At 56.2% G+C, this 23,167-nt stretch carries 19 protein-coding genes and 2 tRNA genes; 8 read left to right on the top strand and 13 right to left on the bottom strand.

Annotation, left to right across the window (positions count from 1 at the left end; all coding sequences use genetic code 11):
• The first annotated feature begins 1 nt into the window (after position 1).
• Complete coding sequence (exoR, locus tag ACQZ51_RS11890; protein ID WP_042619282.1) at positions 2 to 796, top strand: exopolysaccharide production regulator ExoR; 795 nt, start codon at positions 2 to 4, stop codon at positions 794 to 796.
• A 158-nt stretch (positions 797 to 954) separates the two neighbouring features.
• Here exoR and ACQZ51_RS11885 read toward each other — a convergent pair whose 3' ends face one another.
• Both ACQZ51_RS11885 and ACQZ51_RS11880 read right to left on the bottom strand, forming a co-directional pair.
• On the bottom strand, positions 955 to 3,468 hold the full coding sequence (locus ACQZ51_RS11885; protein ID WP_448777402.1) for a GcvT family protein: 2,514 nt from the start codon (positions 3,466 to 3,468) through the stop codon (positions 955 to 957).
• A 167-nt stretch (positions 3,469 to 3,635) separates the two neighbouring features.
• Positions 3,636 to 6,215, bottom strand: coding sequence for a mechanosensitive ion channel domain-containing protein (locus ACQZ51_RS11880; RefSeq protein WP_448777400.1), 2,580 nt, complete (start codon positions 6,213 to 6,215; stop codon positions 3,636 to 3,638).
• Positions 6,216 to 6,370: 155 nt separating this feature from the next.
• Between ACQZ51_RS11880 and ACQZ51_RS11875 the strand changes: the two genes are divergently transcribed.
• The 4 genes from ACQZ51_RS11875 to ACQZ51_RS11860 all read left to right on the top strand — a co-directional run bounded on the left by ACQZ51_RS11875 (position 6,371) and on the right by ACQZ51_RS11860 (position 7,696).
• The gene (locus ACQZ51_RS11875) at positions 6,371 to 6,622 is read left to right on the top strand and encodes a GlsB/YeaQ/YmgE family stress response membrane protein (RefSeq protein WP_042619284.1); all 252 of its coding nucleotides are present in this window, start codon (positions 6,371 to 6,373) and stop codon (positions 6,620 to 6,622) included.
• 165 nt (positions 6,623 to 6,787) lie between these two features.
• Positions 6,788 to 6,863 (top strand) — tRNA-Lys (locus tag ACQZ51_RS11870).
• Positions 6,864 to 7,001: 138 nt separating this feature from the next.
• Complete coding sequence (locus ACQZ51_RS11865; protein ID WP_448777399.1) at positions 7,002 to 7,247, top strand: hypothetical protein; 246 nt, start codon at positions 7,002 to 7,004, stop codon at positions 7,245 to 7,247.
• A 236-nt stretch (positions 7,248 to 7,483) separates the two neighbouring features.
• Positions 7,484 to 7,696 carry a hypothetical protein gene (locus ACQZ51_RS11860; protein ID WP_042619285.1) on the top strand — a complete coding sequence of 71 codons (213 nt, stop codon included), beginning with the start codon at positions 7,484 to 7,486 and terminating at the stop codon, positions 7,694 to 7,696.
• A gap of 135 nt (positions 7,697 to 7,831) precedes the next feature.
• On the opposite strand, the gene ACQZ51_RS11855 is transcribed toward ACQZ51_RS11860, so the two are convergent.
• Complete coding sequence (locus ACQZ51_RS11855) at positions 7,832 to 8,896, bottom strand: NAD(P)-dependent alcohol dehydrogenase (protein WP_448777397.1); 1,065 nt, start codon at positions 8,894 to 8,896, stop codon at positions 7,832 to 7,834.
• Positions 8,897 to 9,001: 105 nt separating this feature from the next.
• Entirely contained in the window at positions 9,002 to 9,736 is a 735-nt protein-coding gene (lipB, locus tag ACQZ51_RS11850) for a lipoyl(octanoyl) transferase LipB (protein ID WP_448777395.1), read from the bottom strand.
• Positions 9,737 to 9,924: 188 nt separating this feature from the next.
• On the opposite strand from lipB, the gene ACQZ51_RS11845 reads away from it, so the two are divergent.
• Positions 9,925 to 10,009 (top strand) — tRNA-Leu (locus ACQZ51_RS11845).
• Positions 10,010 to 10,101: 92 nt separating this feature from the next.
• Here ACQZ51_RS11845 and ACQZ51_RS11840 read toward each other — a convergent pair.
• Positions 10,102 to 10,359 carry a hypothetical protein gene (locus ACQZ51_RS11840; RefSeq protein ID WP_448777394.1) on the bottom strand — a complete coding sequence of 86 codons (258 nt, stop codon included), beginning with the start codon at positions 10,357 to 10,359 and terminating at the stop codon, positions 10,102 to 10,104.
• Positions 10,360 to 10,469: 110 nt separating this feature from the next.
• On the opposite strand from ACQZ51_RS11840, the gene ACQZ51_RS11835 reads away from it, so the two are divergent.
• The gene (locus ACQZ51_RS11835; RefSeq protein WP_448777392.1) at positions 10,470 to 11,618 is read left to right on the top strand and encodes a hypothetical protein; all 1,149 of its coding nucleotides are present in this window, start codon (positions 10,470 to 10,472) and stop codon (positions 11,616 to 11,618) included.
• 52 nt (positions 11,619 to 11,670) lie between these two features.
• Here the strand turns inward: ACQZ51_RS11835 and ACQZ51_RS11830 are convergent, their stop codons facing one another.
• The 3 genes from ACQZ51_RS11830 to ACQZ51_RS11820 all read right to left on the bottom strand — a co-directional run bounded on the left by ACQZ51_RS11830 (position 11,671) and on the right by ACQZ51_RS11820 (position 15,706).
• Positions 11,671 to 11,904 (bottom strand): BolA/IbaG family iron-sulfur metabolism protein, encoded by a 234-nt coding sequence (locus ACQZ51_RS11830; protein ID WP_003507909.1) that lies wholly within the window; start codon positions 11,902 to 11,904, stop codon positions 11,671 to 11,673.
• 15 nt (positions 11,905 to 11,919) lie between these two features.
• Entirely contained in the window at positions 11,920 to 14,154 is a 2,235-nt protein-coding gene (gene purL / locus ACQZ51_RS11825) for a phosphoribosylformylglycinamidine synthase subunit PurL (protein ID WP_448777389.1), read from the bottom strand.
• A 133-nt stretch (positions 14,155 to 14,287) separates the two neighbouring features.
• Entirely contained in the window at positions 14,288 to 15,706 is a 1,419-nt protein-coding gene (locus tag ACQZ51_RS11820; RefSeq protein ID WP_448777388.1) for an aminotransferase-like domain-containing protein, read from the bottom strand.
• A gap of 520 nt (positions 15,707 to 16,226) precedes the next feature.
• Here ACQZ51_RS11820 and ACQZ51_RS11815 point away from each other — a divergent pair.
• Positions 16,227 to 18,059, top strand: coding sequence for a methyl-accepting chemotaxis protein (locus ACQZ51_RS11815; protein ID WP_448777387.1), 1,833 nt, complete (start codon positions 16,227 to 16,229; stop codon positions 18,057 to 18,059).
• Between the two features lie 73 nt (positions 18,060 to 18,132).
• Here ACQZ51_RS11815 and ACQZ51_RS11810 read toward each other — a convergent pair whose 3' ends face one another.
• The 5 genes from ACQZ51_RS11810 to ACQZ51_RS11790 all read right to left on the bottom strand — a co-directional run bounded on the left by ACQZ51_RS11810 (position 18,133) and on the right by ACQZ51_RS11790 (position 23,163).
• Entirely contained in the window at positions 18,133 to 18,540 is a 408-nt protein-coding gene (locus tag ACQZ51_RS11810) for a hypothetical protein (protein WP_448777386.1), read from the bottom strand.
• A 60-nt stretch (positions 18,541 to 18,600) separates the two neighbouring features.
• Positions 18,601 to 19,272, bottom strand: coding sequence for a phosphoribosylformylglycinamidine synthase subunit PurQ (purQ, locus tag ACQZ51_RS11805; protein ID WP_448777384.1), 672 nt, complete (start codon positions 19,270 to 19,272; stop codon positions 18,601 to 18,603).
• Positions 19,273 to 19,289: 17 nt separating this feature from the next.
• Complete coding sequence (gene purS, locus ACQZ51_RS11800) at positions 19,290 to 19,532, bottom strand: phosphoribosylformylglycinamidine synthase subunit PurS (RefSeq protein ID WP_448777383.1); 243 nt, start codon at positions 19,530 to 19,532, stop codon at positions 19,290 to 19,292.
• A 17-nt stretch (positions 19,533 to 19,549) separates the two neighbouring features.
• Positions 19,550 to 20,314, bottom strand: coding sequence for a phosphoribosylaminoimidazolesuccinocarboxamide synthase (gene purC / locus ACQZ51_RS11795; protein ID WP_042619710.1), 765 nt, complete (start codon positions 20,312 to 20,314; stop codon positions 19,550 to 19,552).
• Positions 20,315 to 20,625: 311 nt separating this feature from the next.
• Positions 20,626 to 23,163, bottom strand: a complete 2,538-nt coding sequence (locus ACQZ51_RS11790) for an EAL domain-containing protein (protein WP_448777381.1) — start codon at positions 23,161 to 23,163, stop codon at positions 20,626 to 20,628.
• Positions 23,164 to 23,167: the final 4 nt, after the last annotated feature.

Here is a 23,167-nt window from a genome sequence, read left to right as displayed (position 1 = left end):
AATGCTGAAATGTGACATCAATGTTTTGAAGCCGCTATGGGCGGGTTTGTTGCTTGCAGCGCTGGCAATGCCTGCTGCAGCTTTTGATATCAATTCGGGCGTTACCAAGGAATCAGGTCCTTTTGACCTGTTCAAATTCGGCTTCAAGTCTTACAAAAGCGGCAAAAAAGACGACGCAGTCGAAGCATATCGCTACGCGGCGGAAAAGGGTCATACGGGCTCGCGCTGGGCACTGGCCAACATGTACGCCTATGGCGATGGTGTTGCGAAGAATGACTTTGAGGCTTTCAAGATTTACAGCGAGATTGCGAGCCAGGGCGTGGAGCCGGGCTCTGAAGACACCGGGTTTTTCGTCAACGCGTTGCTGTCTCTCGCAGATTATTACCGCCACGGTATTCCCGGCAGCCCTGTGAAGAGTGATCTTTCGCAGGCGCGCCAGCTCTACTTCCAGGTTGCTTCCACGTTCGGTGTTGCCGAAGCTCAGTTTGAGCTTGCTCAGATGATTCTGGCGGGCGAGGGCGGACGTGCCGATGCGCAGCAGGCCAAGAAGTGGCTGAATCAGGCGCGCAAGCATGGCCACGCTGGAGCCATGTCCATTTTTGGAAACCTCCTGTTTCAGGAAGGTCAGACCGTGCGAGGACTGGCTTTCATGACGGCTGCGCTGGACAAGTGTTCGTCGATCAATTGCAAATGGATCCAGAACCTGCAGGAACAGGCATTTTCTGTTGCAGCGGAAGATGACCGGCGCATAGCGATCTCGCTGGCGCAGAATATCTCATCTGGAAACGCTGATTGACCTGCTGAGCTCGCTCAGGACCAAATTCTTCATTGACGATATGGACCAGCATGCGCGCAGCGATGCCGGCAATGCTTTTGCTTGAGCCTCACGTGACCCAGCAGACTAACCCCGGCACGAGGCCGGGGTGAGGTTTTCAAAGCGTGATGGCGGCCTTATCAGGCCCTCAAGACGGCGTTGTCAGGGTCGAACGGGCTTTCGCCCACCACTTCCGCATCATAGAGATCGCCGAGAATCTTGATCTTCAGCTTTGATCCGATCTGCGCTTCGGCAGGTGACAGCATGGCAAGCGCCAGCGATTTGCCGATACGCCAGCCGAAGCCGCCCGATGTGGCGCGTCCGACGACATCGCCAGCCGCATTGTAGATGGCTTCAGACCCGCGTGCATCCACCGTGGTATTGCCGGTGACGACGAGCGTGGAGAAGATCCAACCCAAACCCTTTTCCTTGCCCGCAACCACTGCATCACGGCCGATGAACTGCTTCTCCGGCTTGATGAAACGGTCGAGGCCGGACGTATAGGCATTGTATTCGACGGAGAGTTCGCGGCCCATATTACGGTAGGATTTTTCCAGCGACATGGAGACCATGGCGCGGATTCCGAAGGGTTTGATGCCGAATTCAGCGCCGGCTTCCATCAGGCGGTCGAAAATATATGCCTGCATCTCGATCGGGTGGTGAAGTTCCCAGCCGAGTTCGCCGACGAAGTTGACGCGCAGTGCGTGGGCGGTTGCAACGCCGACGGAGATTTCCTTGGCGGTGAGCCATGGGAAGTCCTTGTTGTCGAGGCTGGTGCGCGTGAGCTTTTTCAGCAGCGCGCGTGACTTGGGACCGGCCAGGGCCAGAACACCATATTTCTGCGTAATGGGCTGCAAGATCACAGAACCATCTGTTGGCGCAAGGCGTCGGAGAACATCGTGGTCATGCGTCTCCAGGCCGCCGGCAGATACGAGATAGAACCGGCCGGGCGCCCATTCGTAGACAGTAAACTCCGCCTTCACGCCGCCATCCTTGGTGAGAAGGTGCGTCAGCGCGATGCGACCGCGCTTCTTCGGGATGGCATTGGCGAGAATGGATTCGAGCCACTGCCGCGCTCCGGGGCCGGAAACCTCCATCTTGGCGAAGGCCGACATATCCAGAACGCCGACATTTTCGTTGACGTTTTTCACTTCGTTGCCGACATGCTCGAAATAGTTGGAGCGGCGGAAGGACCATTTCTCTACGATGCGGCCATCTTCCGTGGCTGGCGCGTGGTTGTGGTTGGTCAGAACATCGGCGCCGACGCCAAGCTCTTCCGGCTTCAAGGCGTAACCATCCGGCGCGAACCAGTTGGCGCGCTCCCAGCCGTAGACGCAGCCAAAGACGCCGCCAAGCTTCTTCAGGCGATCATAGATCGGTGTCGTTTTCAGCGGACGGGCGGCGGCGCGCTCCTCATCGGGATAGTGCATGGTGAAGACGTTGGCGTAGGCTTCCTCGTTTTTCGCGATGAGGTAGCCTTCTGTTGCATAAGGTCCGAAACGGCGCGGATCGACGCCCATGAGGTCGAGGGTCGGTTCACCGTCCACAATCCATTCCGCCAATTGCCAGCCTGCGCCACCAGCAGCGGTGATACCGAAGGAGTGACCTTCGTTCAGCCAGAAATTCTTCAGGCCCGGGGCAGGGCCGACGATGGGGTTGCCATCGGGCGTGTAGGCGATGGCGCCATTGTAGACTTTCTTGATTCCCACTTCGCCAAACGCCGGAACGCGGGCAATGGCGGCTTCGATGTGGGGCATGAGGCGGTCGAGCTCTTCCTGGAAAAGCTCATATTCGCTCTGGTCCGAGGGGCCATCGACATAACAGACGGGCGCACCGACCTCATAGGGGCCGAGAATGAGGCCGCCGGCTTCTTCGCGCATATACCAGGCGCTATCGGATTCGCGCAGCACACCCAGTTCCGGCAGGCCCTGCTTGCGGCGCTCTAGAATGGCGGGGTGCGGTTCTGTGACGATGTACTGGTGCTCAACCGGGATGACTGGGATGTTGATGCCGACCATCTCGCCTGTCTTGCGCGCAAAGTTGCCAGTGCAGGAGATGACGTGCTCGGCGATGATTTCGCCCTTGTCCGTTGTCACCTTCCAGTGACCGTTCTCAAGCTGTTCCAGCGCGGTGACGGTTGTGTTGCGATAGATGGTTGCACCTTTGTCGCGTGCGCCCTTGGCTAGAGCCTGTGTCAGGTCTGCGGGCTGAATGTAACCATCGTCAGGATGCTGGATGGCGCCCAGAAGACCATCCGTTTCGCAGAGTGGCCAGATTTCCTTGACCTCTTCAGGCGTCAGCATCTTGACGTTGACGCCGATGGTTTCGGCAATGCCCGCGTAGTACATGTACTCGTCCCAGCGGTCCTTGGTGCGGGCGAGGCGGATGTTGGACACTTTGGAAAAGCCGACATTCATGCCGGTTTCTTCCTGAAGCTCCTCATAGAACTTGACCGAATATTTGTGGATCTGCCCAACGGAATAGCTCATGTTGAACAGCGGCAGCAGACCGGCTGCGTGCCAAGTGGAGCCCGATGTGAGCTCCTTGCGCTCGATCAGCACAGAATCACCCCAGCCCTTCTTGGCCAGATGATAGAGCGTCGACACACCGACAACGCCGCCACCGATTACCACCGCCCGCGCATGTGTCTTCATGATGCTAGTTCCCCTTGAGGCGTAATGGCCCACTTATACGTGGGCTTTTTCAAACCAATATGGGCCAGACTATGCAATGTCGCACCGTCGCCCAAACGCCTGAATACGACATGCAAAAGGCTCGCCGCGACGGCGAGCCTTTTGACGATTTTCAAGCGTTGAAGGCGTCAGCCTGCTCTGTTGCGAGCAGGGCTTTTCGGGGCTTCGACCTTGGGCTCTTTCGCCGCGTCGGCATCGCTTTCATTCGGGGCTTTTGGCATGTCTTGTTTAGGTGCAACAGCGGCTGCGGTGTGAGATGCGACAGCCTTGTCCCCCTCTTCGGACAGCAGTGCGGCGAGCATTTGCGGATTTGTCTCACCCTCGACGTGAATGTTCAAATTGCGCTGCGGCATGGGAATGGTAATTCCTTCCTGGCGGAAACGCTTGAGGATTTCCATGCGCAAATTGTTCTTCACCGTCAGGCCGTGATTGAGGTCGGACAGGTGGAAGCGCAACTCGAAATCAAGCGAGAAATCGCCAAACCTCAGAAACTCCACATGCGGTTCAGGATTGCGCAATACCGGCGTCTGTTTCTTCACCAGTTCCAGGAGGATATCCATCACCTGCTGCGGGTCTGTTTCATAGGCCACAGAGACAGGGATTTCGGCGCGCTGGATGCGGTTTCTGTGGGTCCAGTTTCCGACCGAAGAATTGATGAATTCCGAATTCGGCACGATGATCGACTGGCCCCTGAAGGTTTCGATCTCGGTAGCGCGAACCGACAGGCGCTTGACGGTGCCTTCCACAGCGCCGGTAACAACCCAGTCGCCCACCTTGAAAGGCCGCTCCACGAGCAGAATGAGGCCCGACACGAAGTTCGAGACGATGTTCTGCAAGCCAAAACCGATACCGACGGACAGTGCCGAGGCAACGAGCGCCAGGCTGGATAGGTCAAGGCCCGCAGACGAAATGCCGAATATGGCGGCGAAGACTATTCCGAGATAGCCAATACCGGTGCCAACCGAGTTGCGGACGCCAGCGTCCACCTGTCCTCGAGCCATCACGTTGCGATCCAGCCAACGCTGGAACCACCGTGTTACGGCATAGCCAACTGCAAAGACCAGAATGCCGCTGAAGATGCTGATCAAGGAGATAGACGTGTTGCCGATGCTGAACCCCGTCAGCAGACGGTAAGCCCAATTTTCGATATCGCCTGGTTGGAAGCCCCATGAAAACAGAATGAGGGGAATGCCGAAAGCAAGCGCAATGCCGTAAATGCCGAGCCCAGCGCCAAGGCCCGCCTGATCCAGCGCCACGGGACCCAATTTGAACCGTTTACCGAGATAGCGGCCGACAAGCGTTTCGGCAAAGGCACCTTGTTTGGCAATGGCTTTGCCTGAGAGGATGCCGATATAAACCGTTGCGAGAACGGCGCCGGTTGCGACGATCTGGGTGGCGAGGAAGCGTGCGAGGCCGACATAGCCTGTCAGGCACGCGCCGATCAGCAAAAGGCCGCCTATGGCAAGCAGGATTGAAAGCCAGCGGGGAAGGCGCTGGCGACCGGTTTCTGCGTCCTCATCCTTGCCGATCATGGGCTTGAGGAACGACATGGCCAGAAGAATGGAGCCGATGATGATGGAGGCGACAAAGCTTTTTGCGACAGTCAGTATCAAAGGTGAGTTCAGCGTCTCGCTGATGGTGCCGAAAAGATAATCGAGACCATTGACGAGCGACATGAAAAGTACGGCCGCAGAGAGTGTGCGTGCGCCGCGATTGGACACATGCAGCAAGCGCCATTCGGGATGGTTGGGCGCAAAAATCGCATATGTCAGTCGAGACACGAAATAGCAGAAGGCAAGCACCGTCATCGCCACGAAAACGATGGGTGCAATGTCGGGCCTCAGAACTCCGAAATTATCCAGCAGGAAGGCAGAGGTGACCATCAGTAGGAACACGGAGGATGACTGGATCATCGTTGACCAGAAGGCGACCGACAGGCGGCGCAGATAGGATGGCTCGCCCGAAAAGGCGCGGCGCTCCATTCTGTGGCCCAGCAGGCGGTATCCACCAACCAGAAACAGCAGCGCTGCCAGCGCAGACAGCGATACCGCACCGATCATGGATACGCGCTTGTAATTCCAAACGAAAATTGCCCAGCCCGAGAGCGAGCTGCTCACGGCTGAAATCTCGCCGAGAAATTCCTGGCCAGCCTCACTGAGGACAGAGGGCGAAATTTCAGTGCGCTTGAACAGGGTGGCGGCGAAAAGGGAGCGGCGAAGCGAGGTGATATTATTGGCGAGTTGAGTGGCATGGCCCGCAACCGCTTCGGCCTCACCCAGAACAGCGTTGATCTGGGATTTTTCCGAGTTAAGCCGGGTTCGCTCATCCGTCACCACGCTTGCTTCCGGTGGCTGACCGTCCTTCGGCGGTTCGCCCAGCGAACTGATGCGCGCATTGATCTCATCGAGCCTGCTGCGCAGGCTGGCAACCGTGCTGGCTGCAGTGCCGGCCAGATCATCCGCTTTGCTTTTGAGATCCACCAGACGCGGGTCCTCGGAGCGTGCTTCCTCGATCTGCTGGTTGATCTGGGCCATGGTCGCTCTCGACTTGTCGAGGTCGGTCTTTGACTGCTCAACAATAGGGAGCGGTTCCACTGGGGCTGTTTGAGTTGGCGCCTGCGCGAAAGCGGCGGACGATGCCACTATCAAAGTGGCTATCAGCAACATCAGCGCCGGAAACCACCGTTCCAGCCTTATCGAAAACATCATCAAGAGTGCCCTTTTAAAGTCGGCCAAATCATGCGGTCAAAATAGTCGGCATATTTGGTGTATCAAGAACCTACCGCAGAATTAGCGCGGAACTTCTTTCCAGTCTCAACCATTACCTTGCCGATCACATATCGTGCTTGAGCAAGGAGAACATCATGGAAAGTGCTGGAATTGGTTGGATCGCTGCAATCATCATTGGTGGAATAGCTGGTTGGCTCGCTGAACAGTTCATGAAGAGCAATATGGGTGTTTTCATGAACATCATATTGGGCATCGTCGGCGCGATCATCGCCAACACACTTCTTGCCGTCTTTGGGATCGTTCTGACCGGCTGGATCGGTTACCTGATCGCAGGCTTCATTGGTGCGTGTATTCTGATTGCCGTTGCCAGAGCGTTTCGTCGCTAACCCAGAAAAAATGTTGCAGGGCAAAAAGCCCGGCAATGCGGGGTTTTCCAGCGTGGTCGATGTTTTTCCGAGATTAATTTCGCAAAAATGTCATTTCCACGCTGGACAAGCCGAAATATCCTCTTTATACGGCCACTCACACCGCCAGACAATGGCGGATGCGGCGGGTGATTAGCTCAGTTGGTAGAGCAGCTGACTCTTAATCAGCGGGTCGTAGGTTCGAGCCCTACATCACCCACCATTCTTTCTCAACGTTTTAAGGCATTGATTTTCTTGTACGTTGGCGTGTGTGCAACACGTTTCAAAGCAATTTCTAAAACTCCTAGTTTTTCCTGGTGCGTTCCGCAAAGCGGTCTCATTTGGCCGCATAATAGCGGCAATGAGAGTTTTTACGAACATTATGATTCTGGTGGCAGGTGTCGTCGGCAGTGGCATGGCCGCTGCCTTCTCGGTCACGATGTTTGAAGACGCTGGAGGATTGGGCGCGTGCTTTGAAGAAAATTGCGGCTATGCAGCACTTTTCATGGCATTTCCCCTGATGTGGTTCATCCTTTTCGCTCTGGTTCTGATGGCTATGCTGATCTGGAGGCGTAAGCCGCGGCGCGACCGGGAGGGGCGATTATAGTGTGCTCTCCAAAATGTAACCCGAAACGGCAGGGCAGCGTGGACGGCTATATCCACAGTTTCAATCGCGCTTATAACTTGACAGTGTCAGTCATATGACAGACTCTGCGGACCGCTGGGGGATTCGTTTTACTTGTTTCGCTGGTCGTCTCTCGAGATGTCCAGCGTTCTGAGTGTGTGAATGCACGTATGTCGTGACCTTGATGTCACGGGCGTTACGTAAAATGGAGTGCTTTAATGCGCGCTATGATCAATTCTCCTTCGCTTTCGGTTGATACGATGGATTATCAGGCTGAATGCCAATTTGCTCTCGAGCCATCAATCAATGGTCTCCTGGAAAAGGCTGAGGGTGCGGGCTGGGATCGTCAGCATGCGGTGCTTGCCATCATGGCACTTGCCAGCGGCAAGGTTCCTGAGAGCAGCTTTACGGATGACCGGCTTCTATCTTAATCACGATGACCTAAGCAGAGGTGGCGGGCGTTAGCCAGCCAGACGCTTTGCGCTGTTATCTCCTTATATATAGCCATGAAAAAACCCGCCGATATTCTCGGCGGGTTTTCGTTTTTTGGCTGTTTGCAGTCTTGCTTATGCGGCCTGCTTTGGCATGCTCTGCATGTCGATGACGAAACGGTAGCGCACGTCGCTCTTGATCATGCGCTCATAGGCTTCGTTGATCTGATCCATGTTGATCATTTCAATTTCGGCGGCGATGCCCTTTTCAGCGCAGAAATCGAGCATTTCCTGAGTTTCGGCGATGCCACCGATCATCGAGCCAGCGAAGGTCTTGCGGCCCGGGATGAGGCTGAAGGCATGGACCGACAGCGGCTTTTCAGGCGCGCCGACCTGCACCAACGCACCATCGCGCTTCAGCAGAGCAAGGTACGAGTCGATATTGTGGTCTGCGGCAACGGCATCGATGATGAGGTCGAGGCTAGATGTTGCCTGCTTCATCTGCTCGGCGTCCTTGGACACGATCACTTCATGTGCGCCAAGCTTCTTGGCATCATCTGCCTTGCCGGGAGAGGTGGTGATCATGACCACCTTTGCGCCCATGGCGCTGGCAATCTTGACGGCCATATGACCGAGGCCACCAAGGCCAACAACGCCGACGCGGGTGCCGGGACCGGCATTCCAGTGGCGAAGAGGAGAATAGGTGGTGATACCGGCGCATAGCAGCGGGGCTGCTGCTGCTGCGTCGAGACCTTCGGGGATATTCAACACGTAGCGGTCATCCACGACGACGTGGGAGGAGTAGCCGCCAAGTGTGTGTGCTTCGCCGCCCATGGCCTTGTCTTGCGAGTTGTAAGTGCCCGTCATGCCGTTTTCGCAATATTGCTCGAGGCCTTCCGCGCAGCTTGCGCAATCGCGGCAGCTATCGACAATGCAGCCAACGCCGACGCGGTCGCCTGTTTTGAACTTGGTGACGTCAGAGCCGACGCGGCCAACACGTCCGACGATTTCGTGGCCGGGCACGCATGGGAAGAGCGAGCCTGCCCATTCTGCGCGTGCGGTGTGGATATCCGAATGGCAGACGCCACAGAATTCGATTTCGATTTCCACATCGCGCGGGCCAGGATCACGGCGCTTGATCGTGGCGAGTTTCAGCGGGGAGGAGCCATCATCGCAGGCATAGGCAGATGTTGTGAACATGAAATGGATCCTTTTTCAATTTTTCGATGAAAGCGAGAGCGGGATGATGATCCAGCTTTGCGCAATTGAGAAACGTTGATCGATACAGAAGGTTGCGGCTCGACATTAAAGTGTCTGATGAGCCACTTCGTTTGCGGTTGCGCCGAAGACCTCTTCGAAGGACTGGCGCAGCATGACATCGACATCACCCATCATAACCAGCAATCCGAGATCGACAAGACTGGTGACGCCATATTGAGAAATTCCGCAGGGTACGATTCCGCTGAAATGTCCTAGATCCGGATCGACATTGATGGAGAGGCCGTGGAAGCTCACCCATTTGCGCAGGCGAATGCCAAGGGCGGCGATTTTGTCTTCGCTCACGCTTCCATCGGGCAGAAGCGGCTTCTCCGGACGCTGCACCCAGACGCCAACGCGGTCTTCGCGGCGCTCGCCCCGCACATTCATCTTATCCAGTGTGCGGATGATGACATCTTCAAGTGCGGCCACATAGGCGCGCACATCCTGTCTCCGGCGCTTGAGATCCAGCATGACATAGACCACGCGCTGGCCGGGGCCATGATAGGTGTATTCGCCGCCGCGACCCGTCGCAAAGACCGGGAAACGATCCGGCTCGATCAGATCGGCGGAATCGGCGCTAGTGCCTGCGGTATAGAGCGGAGGATGCTCCAGAAGCCAGATCAACTCGTCCGCTTCTCCAGCTGCAATCGCCGCCACCTCGCGCTCCATCTCATCAATGGCCACCTGATAGGGGACAAATCCGTCGGAGATTCGCCAGCGAACGGGCGCTGAGCCGGAAATTGCGAACATATCCGCCTTGATATCGGTACGTGTCAGCATAAAAAATCCTTTCCACAGCCTTCTCGCAGAATGATTTCCGAGCTGCAAGCCCTGCATTTGCGGGCTTCTTTCATATAGTGACGACGCCCGCGATTTTTAATTTCAAAAAACTGTCATGACGCTCTTGTGCACCCAAAATGCTTTTGGTACATGCACCTTCGTCGGCGCAAGTTGACATCTACCACGATGCGGTCGTGGCGGAATTGGTAGACGCGCAGCGTTGAGGTCGCTGTGGGGCAACCCGTGGAAGTTCGAGTCTTCTCGACCGCACCAAAGAAACCCGCTTCGGCGGGTTTTTTCTTTTTTATCAATCGGTACCGCGCTTTTGCTCATGTGGAACATAAGCGGCAGCAGGTGCAAAGCACCTAACGCTGGCGGCTTCTGGCTGCTGCGGTGCGGCGTTTGCTGACCTGCTTTTTGGCGATACGTGTCTTCGGCTTTCGGGTGGTTTTCTCACCCAGCGCGGCTTTGAGGATGCTGCCGACGATGCCGCCCGCAATTGAGGTGCTGGCCTTTGCGCGGCGCTTTGTGCGTCTCGTCTGCCGGTTGCCGGATTTCTTGAGGATTTCCGCCACCGCGCCCTTGATGACGCCGCTGATCAGCTGATCGACGATTTTTGACAATTGGGCCTCTTTTTTTGGTGCCGCCTGTAAAAAGTTATTATTTTCAATATAGGTGCGCCCACCCGTATCAAGCAATCCTTTTGGGTTGCCGTTTTTTAGGATTGCTACAGATGACGAAGGTTTCGTCGCGACTGGTTTTTTATTTTCCCGGCTTTGATCCGCTGGATGCGCAGGCGCATCAGCGTCGTTATGAGCGCAGCGCTGCGCAATCGGGCAAGACTTTCGGCGTTGACTATCAGGTGGGCAGAATCGAGGAGACGCCGGTGGGTAGCCGTATGGATGTGGCTGCCCTTCACAATGGCCATGCCATGCAGTCTACCATCCTCATCCATGACCATAATGACCTGATTTCACAGCTGCGTGCCGTGTCCATCTGGAAGCAGATCGCGCTCGGTTTCAAGGCAGGCGCCGGCATTATCGGTGAGGGGGGAGCACTCGCCTATTTCCGCCATGCGTGGCGGTTCGGGCTGTTTTTTCTGTTTCCGTTTTTGTTCATTGCATCAGGCCTTATCGCCGCCGGGTTGATCGCAGCCTTGCCATTGCTGCTGGGCATTTCGGTTTTCCTCTGCCTCATCACCATTCCGCTCAGCTATTTCTTCTTCGTGAAAGGTGTGATGCCATTTTCGGATCGGTTTCACACACTTCATCTCTTTGCCGACTGGCGCTTTGCGCTGGCTGTTGGCCGTGACGAGCCCATGGCGCGTGGCTGGATCGACGCCAAGGCGCATGCCGTGATCGCCGCGCTTGAGCAGCGGTCTGACGAGGTGCTGTTCGTGTCCCACAGCATGGGTGCAAGCCTTGCGCTGGCGGTGGCGGGCCGTGTGCTGGAGCTGAAGCCGGATGCGTTCAACGGGCGGGCTGTTTCGTTCGTCACATTGGGCGGAGCGGCGCTTCAGTGCGCGCTGCTCAGAAGTGCATCGAGGCTGCGCCAGAGCATTGGCGTGATGGCGCGGCAAGAGCATGTGACCTGGTTTGATATTCAGTGCCTGACGGACCCTATCCACCTCTACAAGTGTCACACAGCCAAGCTCGCAGGCCATGGTGATGCCTCCCAGCCGAAGATCGTGCCGATCCGCTTCAAGCATTCCATGTCTGCCGAGCGATACAAGAAAAACAAGCGCAATTTCCTGCGCATGCATCGCCAATATGTGCTGGGTTCCGACCGTCGTTCTGGCTTTGATTTCGCGTTGCTGACGGCGGGGCCGATGCCTGCGGCATCCTTTGCCAATCTGCGCTCTGAGCAGCCTCCCAAAATGTAAAAGGCCCGCGCGAGGTTTTCGCGCAGGCCCAGATCTTAAAACACAGATTTCGTTATTCTGGAGCGGACGTTTGCAGTGCCAAGGCATGCAACACGCCGCCCATATTGCCTTTCAACGCGTCATAAACCATCTGGTGCTGCTGCACGCGCGTTTTGCCCTTGAAGGCTTCCGCCACGACTTCTGCCGCATAGTGATCGCCGTCACCGGCGAGATCACGAATGGTGACTTTTGCTCCGGGAATTCCGGCCTTGATCATGTCCTCTATGTCGCCGGGCTTCATGGGCATGCTATCTCTCCTAGATTATTCTGCAGCGGCGAGAAACTCGCCATCCATGAACTGAGGGAACCATGATTCATGGGCCGAACGCAATTCATTAATCGCTACTGCGCGGGCGTTACCCAGCTTAACAGTTGAGCCGCCTGTCTTGCCGATAACGGCAAGCGAAACGCCTTCAGCCGCCGCACGAGCGGAGACGGTTTCAAGGTTCGCTTGGGCGACTGTGAACACGTAACGACCCTGGTCTTCACCGTAGAATGTGCGCACCGGGTGGTGACCTTCGACTGCATCGACCGTCGCGCCGATGTCAGACGCCATCGCCATTTCAGCCACGGCAAGTGCCAGGCCGCCAGATGAGCAATCGTGAACTGCACTTGTCAGGCCATCCGTGATGATCGCACGAACAAAATCGCCGGTCTTCTTTTCATGGGCAAGATCCACATGCGGGGCAGGGCCATCGATGCGGTTATGGATATCGCGCATATAGACGGACTGCGCGATGTGGGAACCGAGCCCTTCAGGTGCACCTGCCAGGAGGATGACTTCATCGCTGGCTGCGAAACGGATGCGGGCCATCTTGCCCCAATCCGCCATCAAGCCAACGCCACCGATGGTTGGGGTGGGCAGAATGGCCTGGCCGTTGGTCTCGTTATAGAGCGACACATTGCCGGAAACGATCGGGAATTCCAGCGCGATGCAGGCTTCGCCAATGCCCTTGATGGCATGAACCAGCTGGCTCATGATCTCGGGCTTTTCCGGGTTGCCGAAATTGAGGTTATCGGTGGCAGCCAGCGGCAATGCGCCGGTTGCCGTGATGTTGCGCCAGCATTCGGCAACGGCCTGCTTGCCGCCCTCGAAGGCATCAGCTTCCACATAACGCGGTGTGACGTCTGACGAGAAGGCGAGTGCCTTTTTGTCGTGGCCTTCGACGCGCACGACACCGGCATCGCCGCCCGGCAATTGCAGGGAGTTACCCTGAATCAGCGTGTCGTACTGTTCATAGACCCAGCGGCGCGACGAGTTGTTCGCAGAGCCGACGAGCTTGAGCAGAGCGTCAGCAATATCGGAGTCTGGAACATCGTTCTCAGCCAGCGGTGCAGGCACCTTGGCCGGTGTCCATGGGCGATCATATTCAGGCGCTTCATCGCCCAGTTCCTTGATCGGCAGATTGGCGACTTCCTCGCCATTGTGCAGAACGCGGAAGCGCAAATCATCCGTTGTCTTGCCGACGATGGCGAAGTCCAGACCCCATTTGACAAAGATCGCCTTGGCGACATCTTCCTTGGATGGTTCCAGAACCATGAGCATACGCTCCTGGCTTTCAGACAGCATCATTTCATAGGCGGTCATGCGTTCTTCACGCACCGGCACCTGATCAAGGTTGAGTTCGATGCCGAGGTCACCCTTGGCACCCATTTCAACGGCAGAGCAGGTGAGGCCAGCGGCACCCATATCCTGAATGGCAATAACGGCACCCGTCTTCATCAGCTCAAGGCAGGCTTCCAGCAGGCACTTTTCAGTGAAGGGATCTCCAACCTGAACGGTTGGGCGCTTTTCCTCGATGGATTCGTCAAATTCGGCAGATGCCATGGTCGCACCACCAACGCCATCGCGGCCCGTCTTTGCGCCGAGATAAACAACCGGCAGGCCAACGCCCTTGGCTTCCGACAGGAAGATACCATCAGACTTGGCAAGACCAGCCGCAAAGGCATTGACGAGGATGTTGCCGTTGTAACGGGCATCGAATTCGACTTCGCCACCAACTGTGGGAACGCCGAAGGAATTGCCGTAGCCGCCAACACCGGCCACAACACCTGCAACGAGGTGGCGGGTTTTCGGGTGATCGGGGGAGCCGAAGCGCAGAGCGTTCATCGCGGCAATGGGGCGCGCGCCCATGGTGAAGACATCGCGCAGAATGCCGCCGACGCCGGTTGCCGCGCCCTGATAGGGTTCGATATAGGATGGGTGGTTGTGGCTTTCCATCTTGAAGACGACGACGTCACCATCATCAATATCGACCACGCCGGCATTTTCGCCGGGGCCCTGAACAACGCGTGGGCCGGTGGTCGGCAGGGTTTTCAGCCACTTCTTGGAGGATTTGTATGAGCAGTGCTCGTTCCACATGGCGGAGAAAATACCAAGCTCGGTAAAGCTTGGCTCGCGTCCGATCAGGTCCAGAATGCGCTGGTATTCATCGGGCTTGAGCCCATGGGATGCAATGAGTTCCGGGGTGATCTTGATATGATTTGGAAGTGTCATAGGTCTCACGGGGTTCGAGCCGGTACGGGAGTTTCCGGTTCTTTACCGCAAGAGACAGCAAGGCGCGACAGGAAAATGTTCTGAAGCCCCCGCAAAAACCGCCTTCACCCCAGTTTTTCGCAGGTCTCCGCTCTCAGGCCACACCCTCGTAACCCGCAGAGCCATTGTCTAGCAGTTGCCGCAGGATGCCGAAGGCTTCGGTCAGCTCGTTGCGGGTTTTCGGTGCCGAGAAGCTGATGCGGACGCGGTGAAAGACTTTTTCCGAGCGTCCGGCTTTGAACTCATCCTCATCATCAATCAAAATGCCTTCCTTCATGGCGGCGCTGCGGAAAGTGCCGGAAAGCCATGGCTCCGGCACTTTGAGCCAGAGGAAGGGAATATCCGGCATCGAGTTGAACTCGAAATCTGCAAAGGAATGGCGGGCAATCGCTACGCGGGCATTGATTTCTGCTGTGCAGTCTCTCCTGATGTCATGCGCATCGCCGCTGTTGACCATGCGGGCGCAGAGTTCAGCCAACAGAAAGGGCAGGCCACCGGTCATCATGGCGTGGGAAATGCGAATGCGCGACGAGAAGTTTGGCGGGCATGCCACCCAGCCACCGCGAACACCAGCGGCGACCGATTTCGACAGGCCGCCGATGACGAAGGTCAGGTCCGGGGCGAATTCGGCAATCATTGGCGGCTGGCTGGCAACCGTTGCGCCATACAGATTGTCCTCGATGATCCAGACATTGTACCTGCGGGCGGTATCGGAAATGGCGCGACGGCGATCCTCGGGGAGGGTAGCGCAGGTCGGGTTCTGGCCCGTGGGCATCAGGAAAATCATTTTCGGATGCTGTTGCGCGCAGACGCGCTCCAGATCCTCAGGGATGATTCCTTCCTCATCGCATTCCACCACCGCTGCGCGCCGACCGGCAAGAATTGCCGCCCGGGCAATCTGCGAATAGGTGGCGGTTTCAAACACGATCCGGTCGCCCGGCGAGGTCATGGCGGTGATGACACTCATGATGGCTGCATGCGCGCCAAGCGTGGGTACTATGCTGTCCAGCGAAGGTGTCCAGTCTCCCTGCGAAAGCCAGCGGACACCAGCCTGTGCCCATTCTTGCGGAAATGCCCTTGCATAGTCTGTGATCTCGAAGGAGCAGTCTCTGGCAATCTCTGAAATGTGTTTTTCGACAAGAACACTTTGGCCAACATCCGGGGCGGCCGTGGTGTTCAGGCGGAACTTGTTGGGAGTTTCCGAAGCGGGCCTCGTGCCACCAAAGGATGCCACTGCGCGTTCATGTGCTGCTGCCGGGCTCGGTGTCAGGCTGGCATTGACATATGTTCCACGGCCGACTTCGCCGCTGACAAGGCCGCGCTCATGAATGAGCGCATAGGCACGGCTGATGGTGCCGATTGTCACCCCAAGATCGAAGGCGAGGTTTCGCTGCGGCGGCAGTTTCGTGCCAGCGGGCAGGGTGCCATCCGCGATGGCGGCTTCGATGTGATCAGCAAGCCTGATGTAGATGGGGCCTGTGCCGCTTGTAAGGTCGGGTGTCCAATTTGTCATGGTGACAATATATGCATTGTATCTGTATTCATGTCAATTGTATCTCTGTTCAGGAATGCAAACGCAGACAATTTTTGAACGGTAGGTACAATATGCTCAAGATGGACCAATACAATCAGACAATAGATACAATTTATCCTGACGGGTACCAGCGCGAGCGGATCTTTCGGGATAGCGGCGATATGGTTGACCCTAAGCCTGCGTCCGTTGCAAGGGGTTTCTTTGCGCAGTTGTTTGAGAAGATTGCGCTTAGCAGAGCCAAGCGTGCGGGAAGACTGGCCCTTCGCGAATTGTCCGAGGAGCAATTGGTAGACATCGGTCTCACGCGCCATGAGGCATTAGAGGAGGCCCGGAGGGCGTCTTTCTTCTCATGGCCAAATAGGTCTCTTTAAGCTGATTTAGCATATGATGATTTTTCAATTCAACTTTGGATCGGTGCAGACAAGAAGCGTGCAATCTAATTTATCAAAACTTAATAATAATAGGCGATATTATCACGACGTTGCTAGGGGATATTGTGATGTCGTCAATTCAGCAGAAAATTATTGTTGCTAGTCTGGGTATTCTTGCCTTAGCGGGAAGTGCGGCCGGGATAGGACTTTGGTCCGCCTCCGAACTAACCGGTAATGCCAATCGCATCGCAACCTCAGCGGAGGTGCTTCGCAACCACATGCAGGCAGACATGATGCATGATGCGCTTCGGTCTGATGTCTTCGCTTCGCTGCTGACCTCCAACCCATCCGCCGGAATTGCACTGAAGGATGTGAAGCAGGACCTCGCAGAACACGTAGCTTCTTTCCGAGAAATGATTGCGGCAAACGAGGCTCTGGCAACAGACCCCGAAACACAAAAAGTCGTGAAAAGCGTTGAGCCTCCTCTGCGCGCTTATATTGACAGTGCGACCAAGCTTGTTGCCTTGGCTGAAAGCGACACCAACGCTGCCATGCAAGGGCTGCCTGATTTCATGAAGCAATTTTCGGAGCTGGAAACGGCCATGGAAGTTGCGGGCGACAGTATTGAAAAAGTTGCGGACAGTATCAGCGCAGAGAGTGGTGATACCAGCGTCTATATCAATAGCATCCTAGAGGCGCTCATCGTTTTGACGGTCGTTTTCTCAGGCATTATTTTCTATATATCTCGGCGAACGATCAGCGCACCTATCCTTGCGCTGTCTAAATCCATGTCTGAACTCGCGCAGGGCCGCACCGATGTCATCAGCGCCGGGGTCGGTCGCAAGGATGAGATTGGTTCGATGGCCGCAGCAGTGGAAGTGTTCCGTGAAGCTGCCATTGCCAAAACGCGTATGGAGTCAGAAGCCGAGGGACTACGCCGTCAGGCAGAAACAGACCGTTTGGAAGCTCAAGAAAGGGCGGAAGCCGTTGCGGCTGAAAGGCTGCGTGTGGCGACATCAGGACTGGCGGGAGGCTTGAAACGGCTGGCCTCCGGCGATCTTTCCTTCCAGCTGAACGAAGCTTTCTCGCCGGAGTTCGAGGCGTTGCGTCAAGACTTCAACCTGTCCGTCAAGCAACTCGGTGATACATTGCGTTCTATTGCGGAAAGCATATCAACGATTGGCAATGGAACCCAGGAGATTGCCTCTGGTGCAAATGACCTGTCGCGCCGCACCGAACAGCAAGCTGCTTCGCTCGAGCAGACCGCCGCTGCACTGGATGAAATAACCGTCAATGTCACCAATTCAAGCCAGCGAACAATAGAAGCACAGCGGGCGGCCACATCTGCGACAGACAGTGCCGCCAAGTCCTCCAAGGTTGTAAACCAGGCCGAAGAGGCGATGCAGAGGATCGAGAATTCCTCGCAGCAGATTTCCAACATCATCAGCGTCATCGATGAAATTGCCTTCCAGACCAACCTCCTGGCCCTCAATGCGGGTGTGGAAGCGGCGCGCGCTGGCGAAGCGGGCAAAGGCTTTGCCGTTGTTGCGCAGGAAGTCCGAGAACTGGCACAGCGCTCCGCCAATGCGGCCAAGGAGATCAAGGCTCTCATTCAGACGTCCACGGCGGAAGTTGGAAGCGGCGTTGAACTGGTGCGTGAGACAGGGGTCGCATTGAACGAAATCGCCGACCGCGTTGCTGGCATCAATCAGCACATGAATGCGATCGCGACTTCTTCGAAGGAACAGTCTGTCGGGCTTTCGGAAGTCAACACAGCCATCAACTCCATGGACCAGTCCACACAGCAGAATGCGGCAATGGTTGAAGAATCAACCGCAGCTTCTGCCGCATTGTCGCAGGAGGTCGAAAAGCTTCGTGATCTCGTTGCTCAGTTCAGCCTCGGAACATCACAATCTGCGGGCGGTGTCGCAGCACGCGGCAGAGCGCGCATGGTGGCTTGATTTCTCGCCAGATTGCCTTGTCAGCAAATGCCCGCCATGTGCCTTTCTATCAGGCGCTGGCGGGTTTTCTGCTTTAAGAGCAGCCTTTACCGCCATTGACCCAACGCTTCACGTCTGTGGTGATGCGTGCGGCATGTGGTTCGTTCATGGCGGGGCCGAAGGCGTCAACCTTTGCTGGATTGCCTTCCGCCTGCACGACGAGCATAGGGCGTGATTCCGGGCTGTTGCGCGGCACGAGCAGAATGCGCGGGCGACCGGAGAAGGAATTGAGTTCCGGTGCAAGGCGATACTGCTTGAAAGCCGGGTCGCCTGATTTGAACCAGCAGGCGTTTGCGCCCAGTGCCACGCGTTCCATGACCGGCAATGCTGCACGTGATGCGGAGGATGAGGCCACAGGTGCCCTTTCTGACTGGCAAGCGGCCAGAGAAAGCGCAGCAAGGCCGAGGCCTACAATATTCAGTGCGTGGGGAAGGCGGTTCATCGCTTTAATTCCATATACGTGAAATACAACAAAGCCGGTGTAACCCGGCTTTGTTAATTTTTAAGCTGCGATGACGCCGAGGGCTGAGGCAAAGATACCGCGCCCATCATTGCCGCCATGGGCGGCTTCGATGAGGTTTTCCGGGTGAGGCATCATGCCCAGAACATTGCCCTTGGCATTGATAATGCCGGCGATGTCGTTGAGCGAGCCATTCGGATTGGTGCCTTCCGCATAGCGGAACACGACCTGACCCTTGTCCTCGAGGGACTTCAGCTCTTCCGGCTCCACGAAGTAATTGCCATCGTGGTGGGCAACGGGCGAGCGGATGATCTGGCCCTTGTCGTAGGTGCGCGTGAATTCGGTGTCGTTGTTGACGACTTCCAACTTCACTTCGCGGCAGACGAATTTCAGCGATGCGTTGCGCATGAGCGCGCCCGGAAGCATGCCTGCCTCGACCAAAATCTGAAAGCCATTGCAGACGCCGAGAACCTTGACGCCCTGTTCGGCCTTTTCACGGATAGCCTGCATGACGGGCATGCGCGCGGCGATCGCTCCGCAGCGCAGATAGTCGCCATAGGAAAATCCGCCGGGAATGACGATCAGATCGACGTCGGGAATATCTGTTTCCGTCTGCCAGATGGTGACAGGTGCCTTGCCGGAAATCCGAGTCAAGGCCGCGATCATGTCACGGTCGCGATTGAGGCCCGGAAGCTGGACGACTGCGGATTTCATGGGTCGGCTCCTGAGCGTCAGAGAATAGCGATAGAGTAGTTTTCGATCACCGTGTTGGCGAGGAGCTTTTCGCACATCGCCTTCAGGTCGGCTTCAGCTTTCGCCTTGTCGGTGGTCGCCAGTTCCAGATCGAAGACCTTGCCCTGACGAACCTGGCCAACACCTTCGAAACCGAGGCTGCCGAGAGCGCCTTCGATTGCCTTACCCTGCGGATCGAGAACGCCGTTCTTGAGCGTAATAGTCACCCGTGCCTTGATCACCTTATGCTCTCCTGAATTCACTTGACCAGAACCGGGCCGGTACCACGGAGCGGTTCGTTTTCGTTGATAATTCCCAGACGGCGCGCCACTTCCGAATAGGCTTCCAGAAGCCCACCCATATCGCGGCGAAAGCGGTCCTTGTCCATCTTTTCTTGCGTCTCGATATCCCACAAGCGGCAGCTATCGGGAGAAATCTCATCGGCCAGGATGATGCGCATCATATCGCCTTCGTAGAGGCGACCGCATTCGATCTTGAAATCAACCAGCTGAATGCCGACACCGAGGAACAGGCCGGACAGGAAGTCATTCACGCGGATGGCAAGCGCCATGATATCATCAAGTTCTGCCGGGTTAGCCCAGCCGAATGCAGTAATATGCTCTTCAGAAACCATAGGATCTTCAAGCGCATCGGACTTGTAATAGAACTCGATGATGGAACGCGGCAGAACCACGCCCTCATCGATGCCGAGCCTTTTGGAAAGCGAGCCAGCGGCGACATTGCGCACGACGATCTCAAGCGGGATCATCTCCACCTCCTTGATCAACTGCTCGCGCATGTTGAGGCGGCGGATGAAGTGGGTGGGAATGCCGATTTTGTTGAGATGTGTGAAAAGATACTCTGAAATACGATTGTTCAGAACACCCTTGCCGTCGATGACTGCGTGCTTTTTCTTGTTGAAGGCGGTTGCGTCGTCCTTGAAGAACTGGATGAGAGTTCCTGGCTCTGGACCTTCATAAAGGATCTTGGCCTTGCCTTCGTAAATACGGCGGCGACGGTTCATATTAACAAATCTCTTGGTTGACGCCGGATGGGTGGCGTTTGTTTCGTCTATTGAAGCGGTCCCATAAAGGAAAAGAAGCCATTCCACAATGAGGCTGGGGCCGCGTTCGCTTCGATTGTGGCCCTTGAGTGCTGCTTGTGCGAGGTGGTGGTCGACTGATGAAGCCTTTTCAACAGCTTTATTTACCAGAAAATCAAAGCCTTGCTGAGGGAAAAACACTATGGGCCAAAACGCCGATGAAATTGTGGTTGAAGCGTAGCATAATCAGACATGCGGTAGCGAAGGTTTATCCGCCCTGCTGTGGGCTCAGCTTATTTTAACGGGGCGATGCCGGGGCTAGTCCTTGTTGATCGCTGCGTCTGGAAGGGAACTGTTCTCCACGCCTGCGCCGCCACGAAATCGGCCACGGCCTCCGCAGGCAATGGCCGGCACAGGGCGAAGCCCTGCAAGGCATCGCAACCCATATCTTTCAGAATATGAATATGCTCGGCGCTTTCCACGCCCTCAGCCACAACTCTGATGCCCAGCGACCGGCCGATATCTATGATGGAGCCCAGCAATTTCCGCTGTTCGTTGGATTGTGGAATAAGCCGAACCAGCTCACGGTCGATTTTCAGCGTGTGCGGGCTGACTTTCAGCAAGCTGATGATGGAGGCATGGCCCGTGCCGAAATCATCGATTTCGATATCGATGCCCAGCTCCCGCAGCTTCTTGAGATTGTGGATGGTGATATCGTCGCTATCGTCTAGGAAAATGGATTCCAAAAGTTCGAATGCTAGAGTACCCGCTTCAATCTTGAGACCATCGAGCGCCTGGCTCAGCGCCGGATCATGGAGCCGCCTGGCGGACACGTTGACAGAGAGTTTGGGAATGGAAAGGCCCGCCGCCTTCCATTTGCTGAAATCCACCAGGGCCTTTTTTAGGATGATGCTATCGATTGCGGACACGGCATCGAGATCTTCCGCGATGGCGAGAAAGCGGTCGGGGGTCAGGATGCCTTCAGCCGAGTGGTTCCAGCGCGCCAGCGTTTCGACGCCGGTGATATCAAGGGTCTGTGCGTCGAACTGAAACTGGTAATAGGGAATGAACTCATCTCGCTCCAGCGCGGTCAGAATTTCATCCGAAACGCGCTTTGTGTTGATCAGCCAGTCCTGCGTATCCGATGAGAAAAATTCGAAGCGATTGCGGCCTCGCTTCTTGGCATTGTAGAGCGCGATATCGGCGTTCAGAAGCAGCTGCTTGTAGTCCATATCCGCGCCGATACCACAGGCGATGCCGATGCTGGCACCGATGCGACACTCATGGCCCTCATGCAGAATGGGTTGCTTCAACTGCTTGATCAACCGCTTGGCCATCGACTCGATTCTGCGTGTGTCACCGTTGAAGGGCGAGAGGAACACGAACTCATCGCCACCGATGCGCGCCACGAACTCGCTCTTCTTGCTGGCCTTGCGCAAAAGGTTGGCGACATATTTCAGCATGACGTCGCCGGTGCGATGTCCGAGTGTATCGTTGATCTGTTTGAAGCGATCCAGATCGATGTGAAGGATGGCAAGGCCGGGGTCTGTTTGGCCCGTAAAAAGATTTTGCCGTGTCAGGACTTCGTCCAGATACCGGCGGTTCGGCAGGTCGGTCAGATAATCATGCAGCGCGTTGTGCTCAATGTTAATTCGAGCGAGTTCGAGTTCGTGGTTGCGCGTTTCCGTCTGCGTTTTGGCGCGTTCAAGCTCGTTGCGAAGCGCAATATCTGCCGTGACATCCCAGTTGACGCCGATCATCTTTCGTTTGCCGTCAACATCGATGAAGGGCAGGGAGCGCGCGCGGATGTAACGCAGAGAACCGTCCTGCAGGATGACGCGGTATTCTTCCTTGAAGGGTTGAAGCTTCTCCACATTGTCAGAGACGTTGACCAGGACACGGCTGAGATCATCAGGGTGAACGCGGCTTTCCCAAAGACCGTTGACAATGATGGGCAGGCTTTTGTCGATGCCGAAAATCTCGTACAAACGGTCGTCCCATGTCGTCACGCCGGTCTCGAAATCCACTTCGAAAACGCCGACCTGCGATGCCTCCAGCGCGAGTTTAAGGTGCCGCGACATCCGCTCCATCTCGCTTTCGGATGCCTTTCGCTCGGTGACATCGGTATCTGTGCCGACGATGCGCACAGCCTTTCCGTCTTCGTCGCGCTCGATACATGCCCCGCGACACTCTATCCAGATCCAGTGGCCATCCTTGTGTCGCTCGCGATACTGAAAAGCGGCATAGGCCGGATCGCCTTCCGTCTGCTTTTCGATGCAGTGTACGGTGTGAGCGCGGTCATCAGGGTGTACAAGGGTGAGCCACTCTTCGAAATTGGCTTCAATAGGATCATCCGGTTCCATGCCACGCATGGCGCGCCAGGTTTCAGAACCATACATCTCGCCGGTCGCGAAGTTCTGGTCCCATACGCCAGATAGAGAGCCCACCAGCGCACTGTTCCAGCGGCTTTCGCGCATCGAAATGTCGCGCTCGCGCAGGCTTTGCGCTGTGATGTCGGTGAACTGAGCGAGAATGATCTCCCCCCCGCTCGCCTGCATGCGGGAAAGCGACAAAAGCGCGAAGCGCTGTCTGTTAGGCTCGTCGTTAAGCCGCACCTCTAACGTTGCAGGTCCGTTATTTGAAACATCGGCCAGTGCTTCAGTCGCGGCAGCGTGGTCATCCCTATGGATGAAATCCAGAAGGTGAGCCGGGTTTGCACAAGCGCAGGAGAAATTTGGCGGCAGATAAGCAATGTTCCCGTCAGGCAAAAGCTGGATAACGGGAACAGGCAATGCGTCAAGAATTTCTTTCAGTAAAAGATCTTGTTTCAAGCGC

The organism is Agrobacterium sp. CG674, from assembly GCF_053521645.1.
This window is presented reverse-complemented; position numbering and strand designations above follow the sequence as displayed.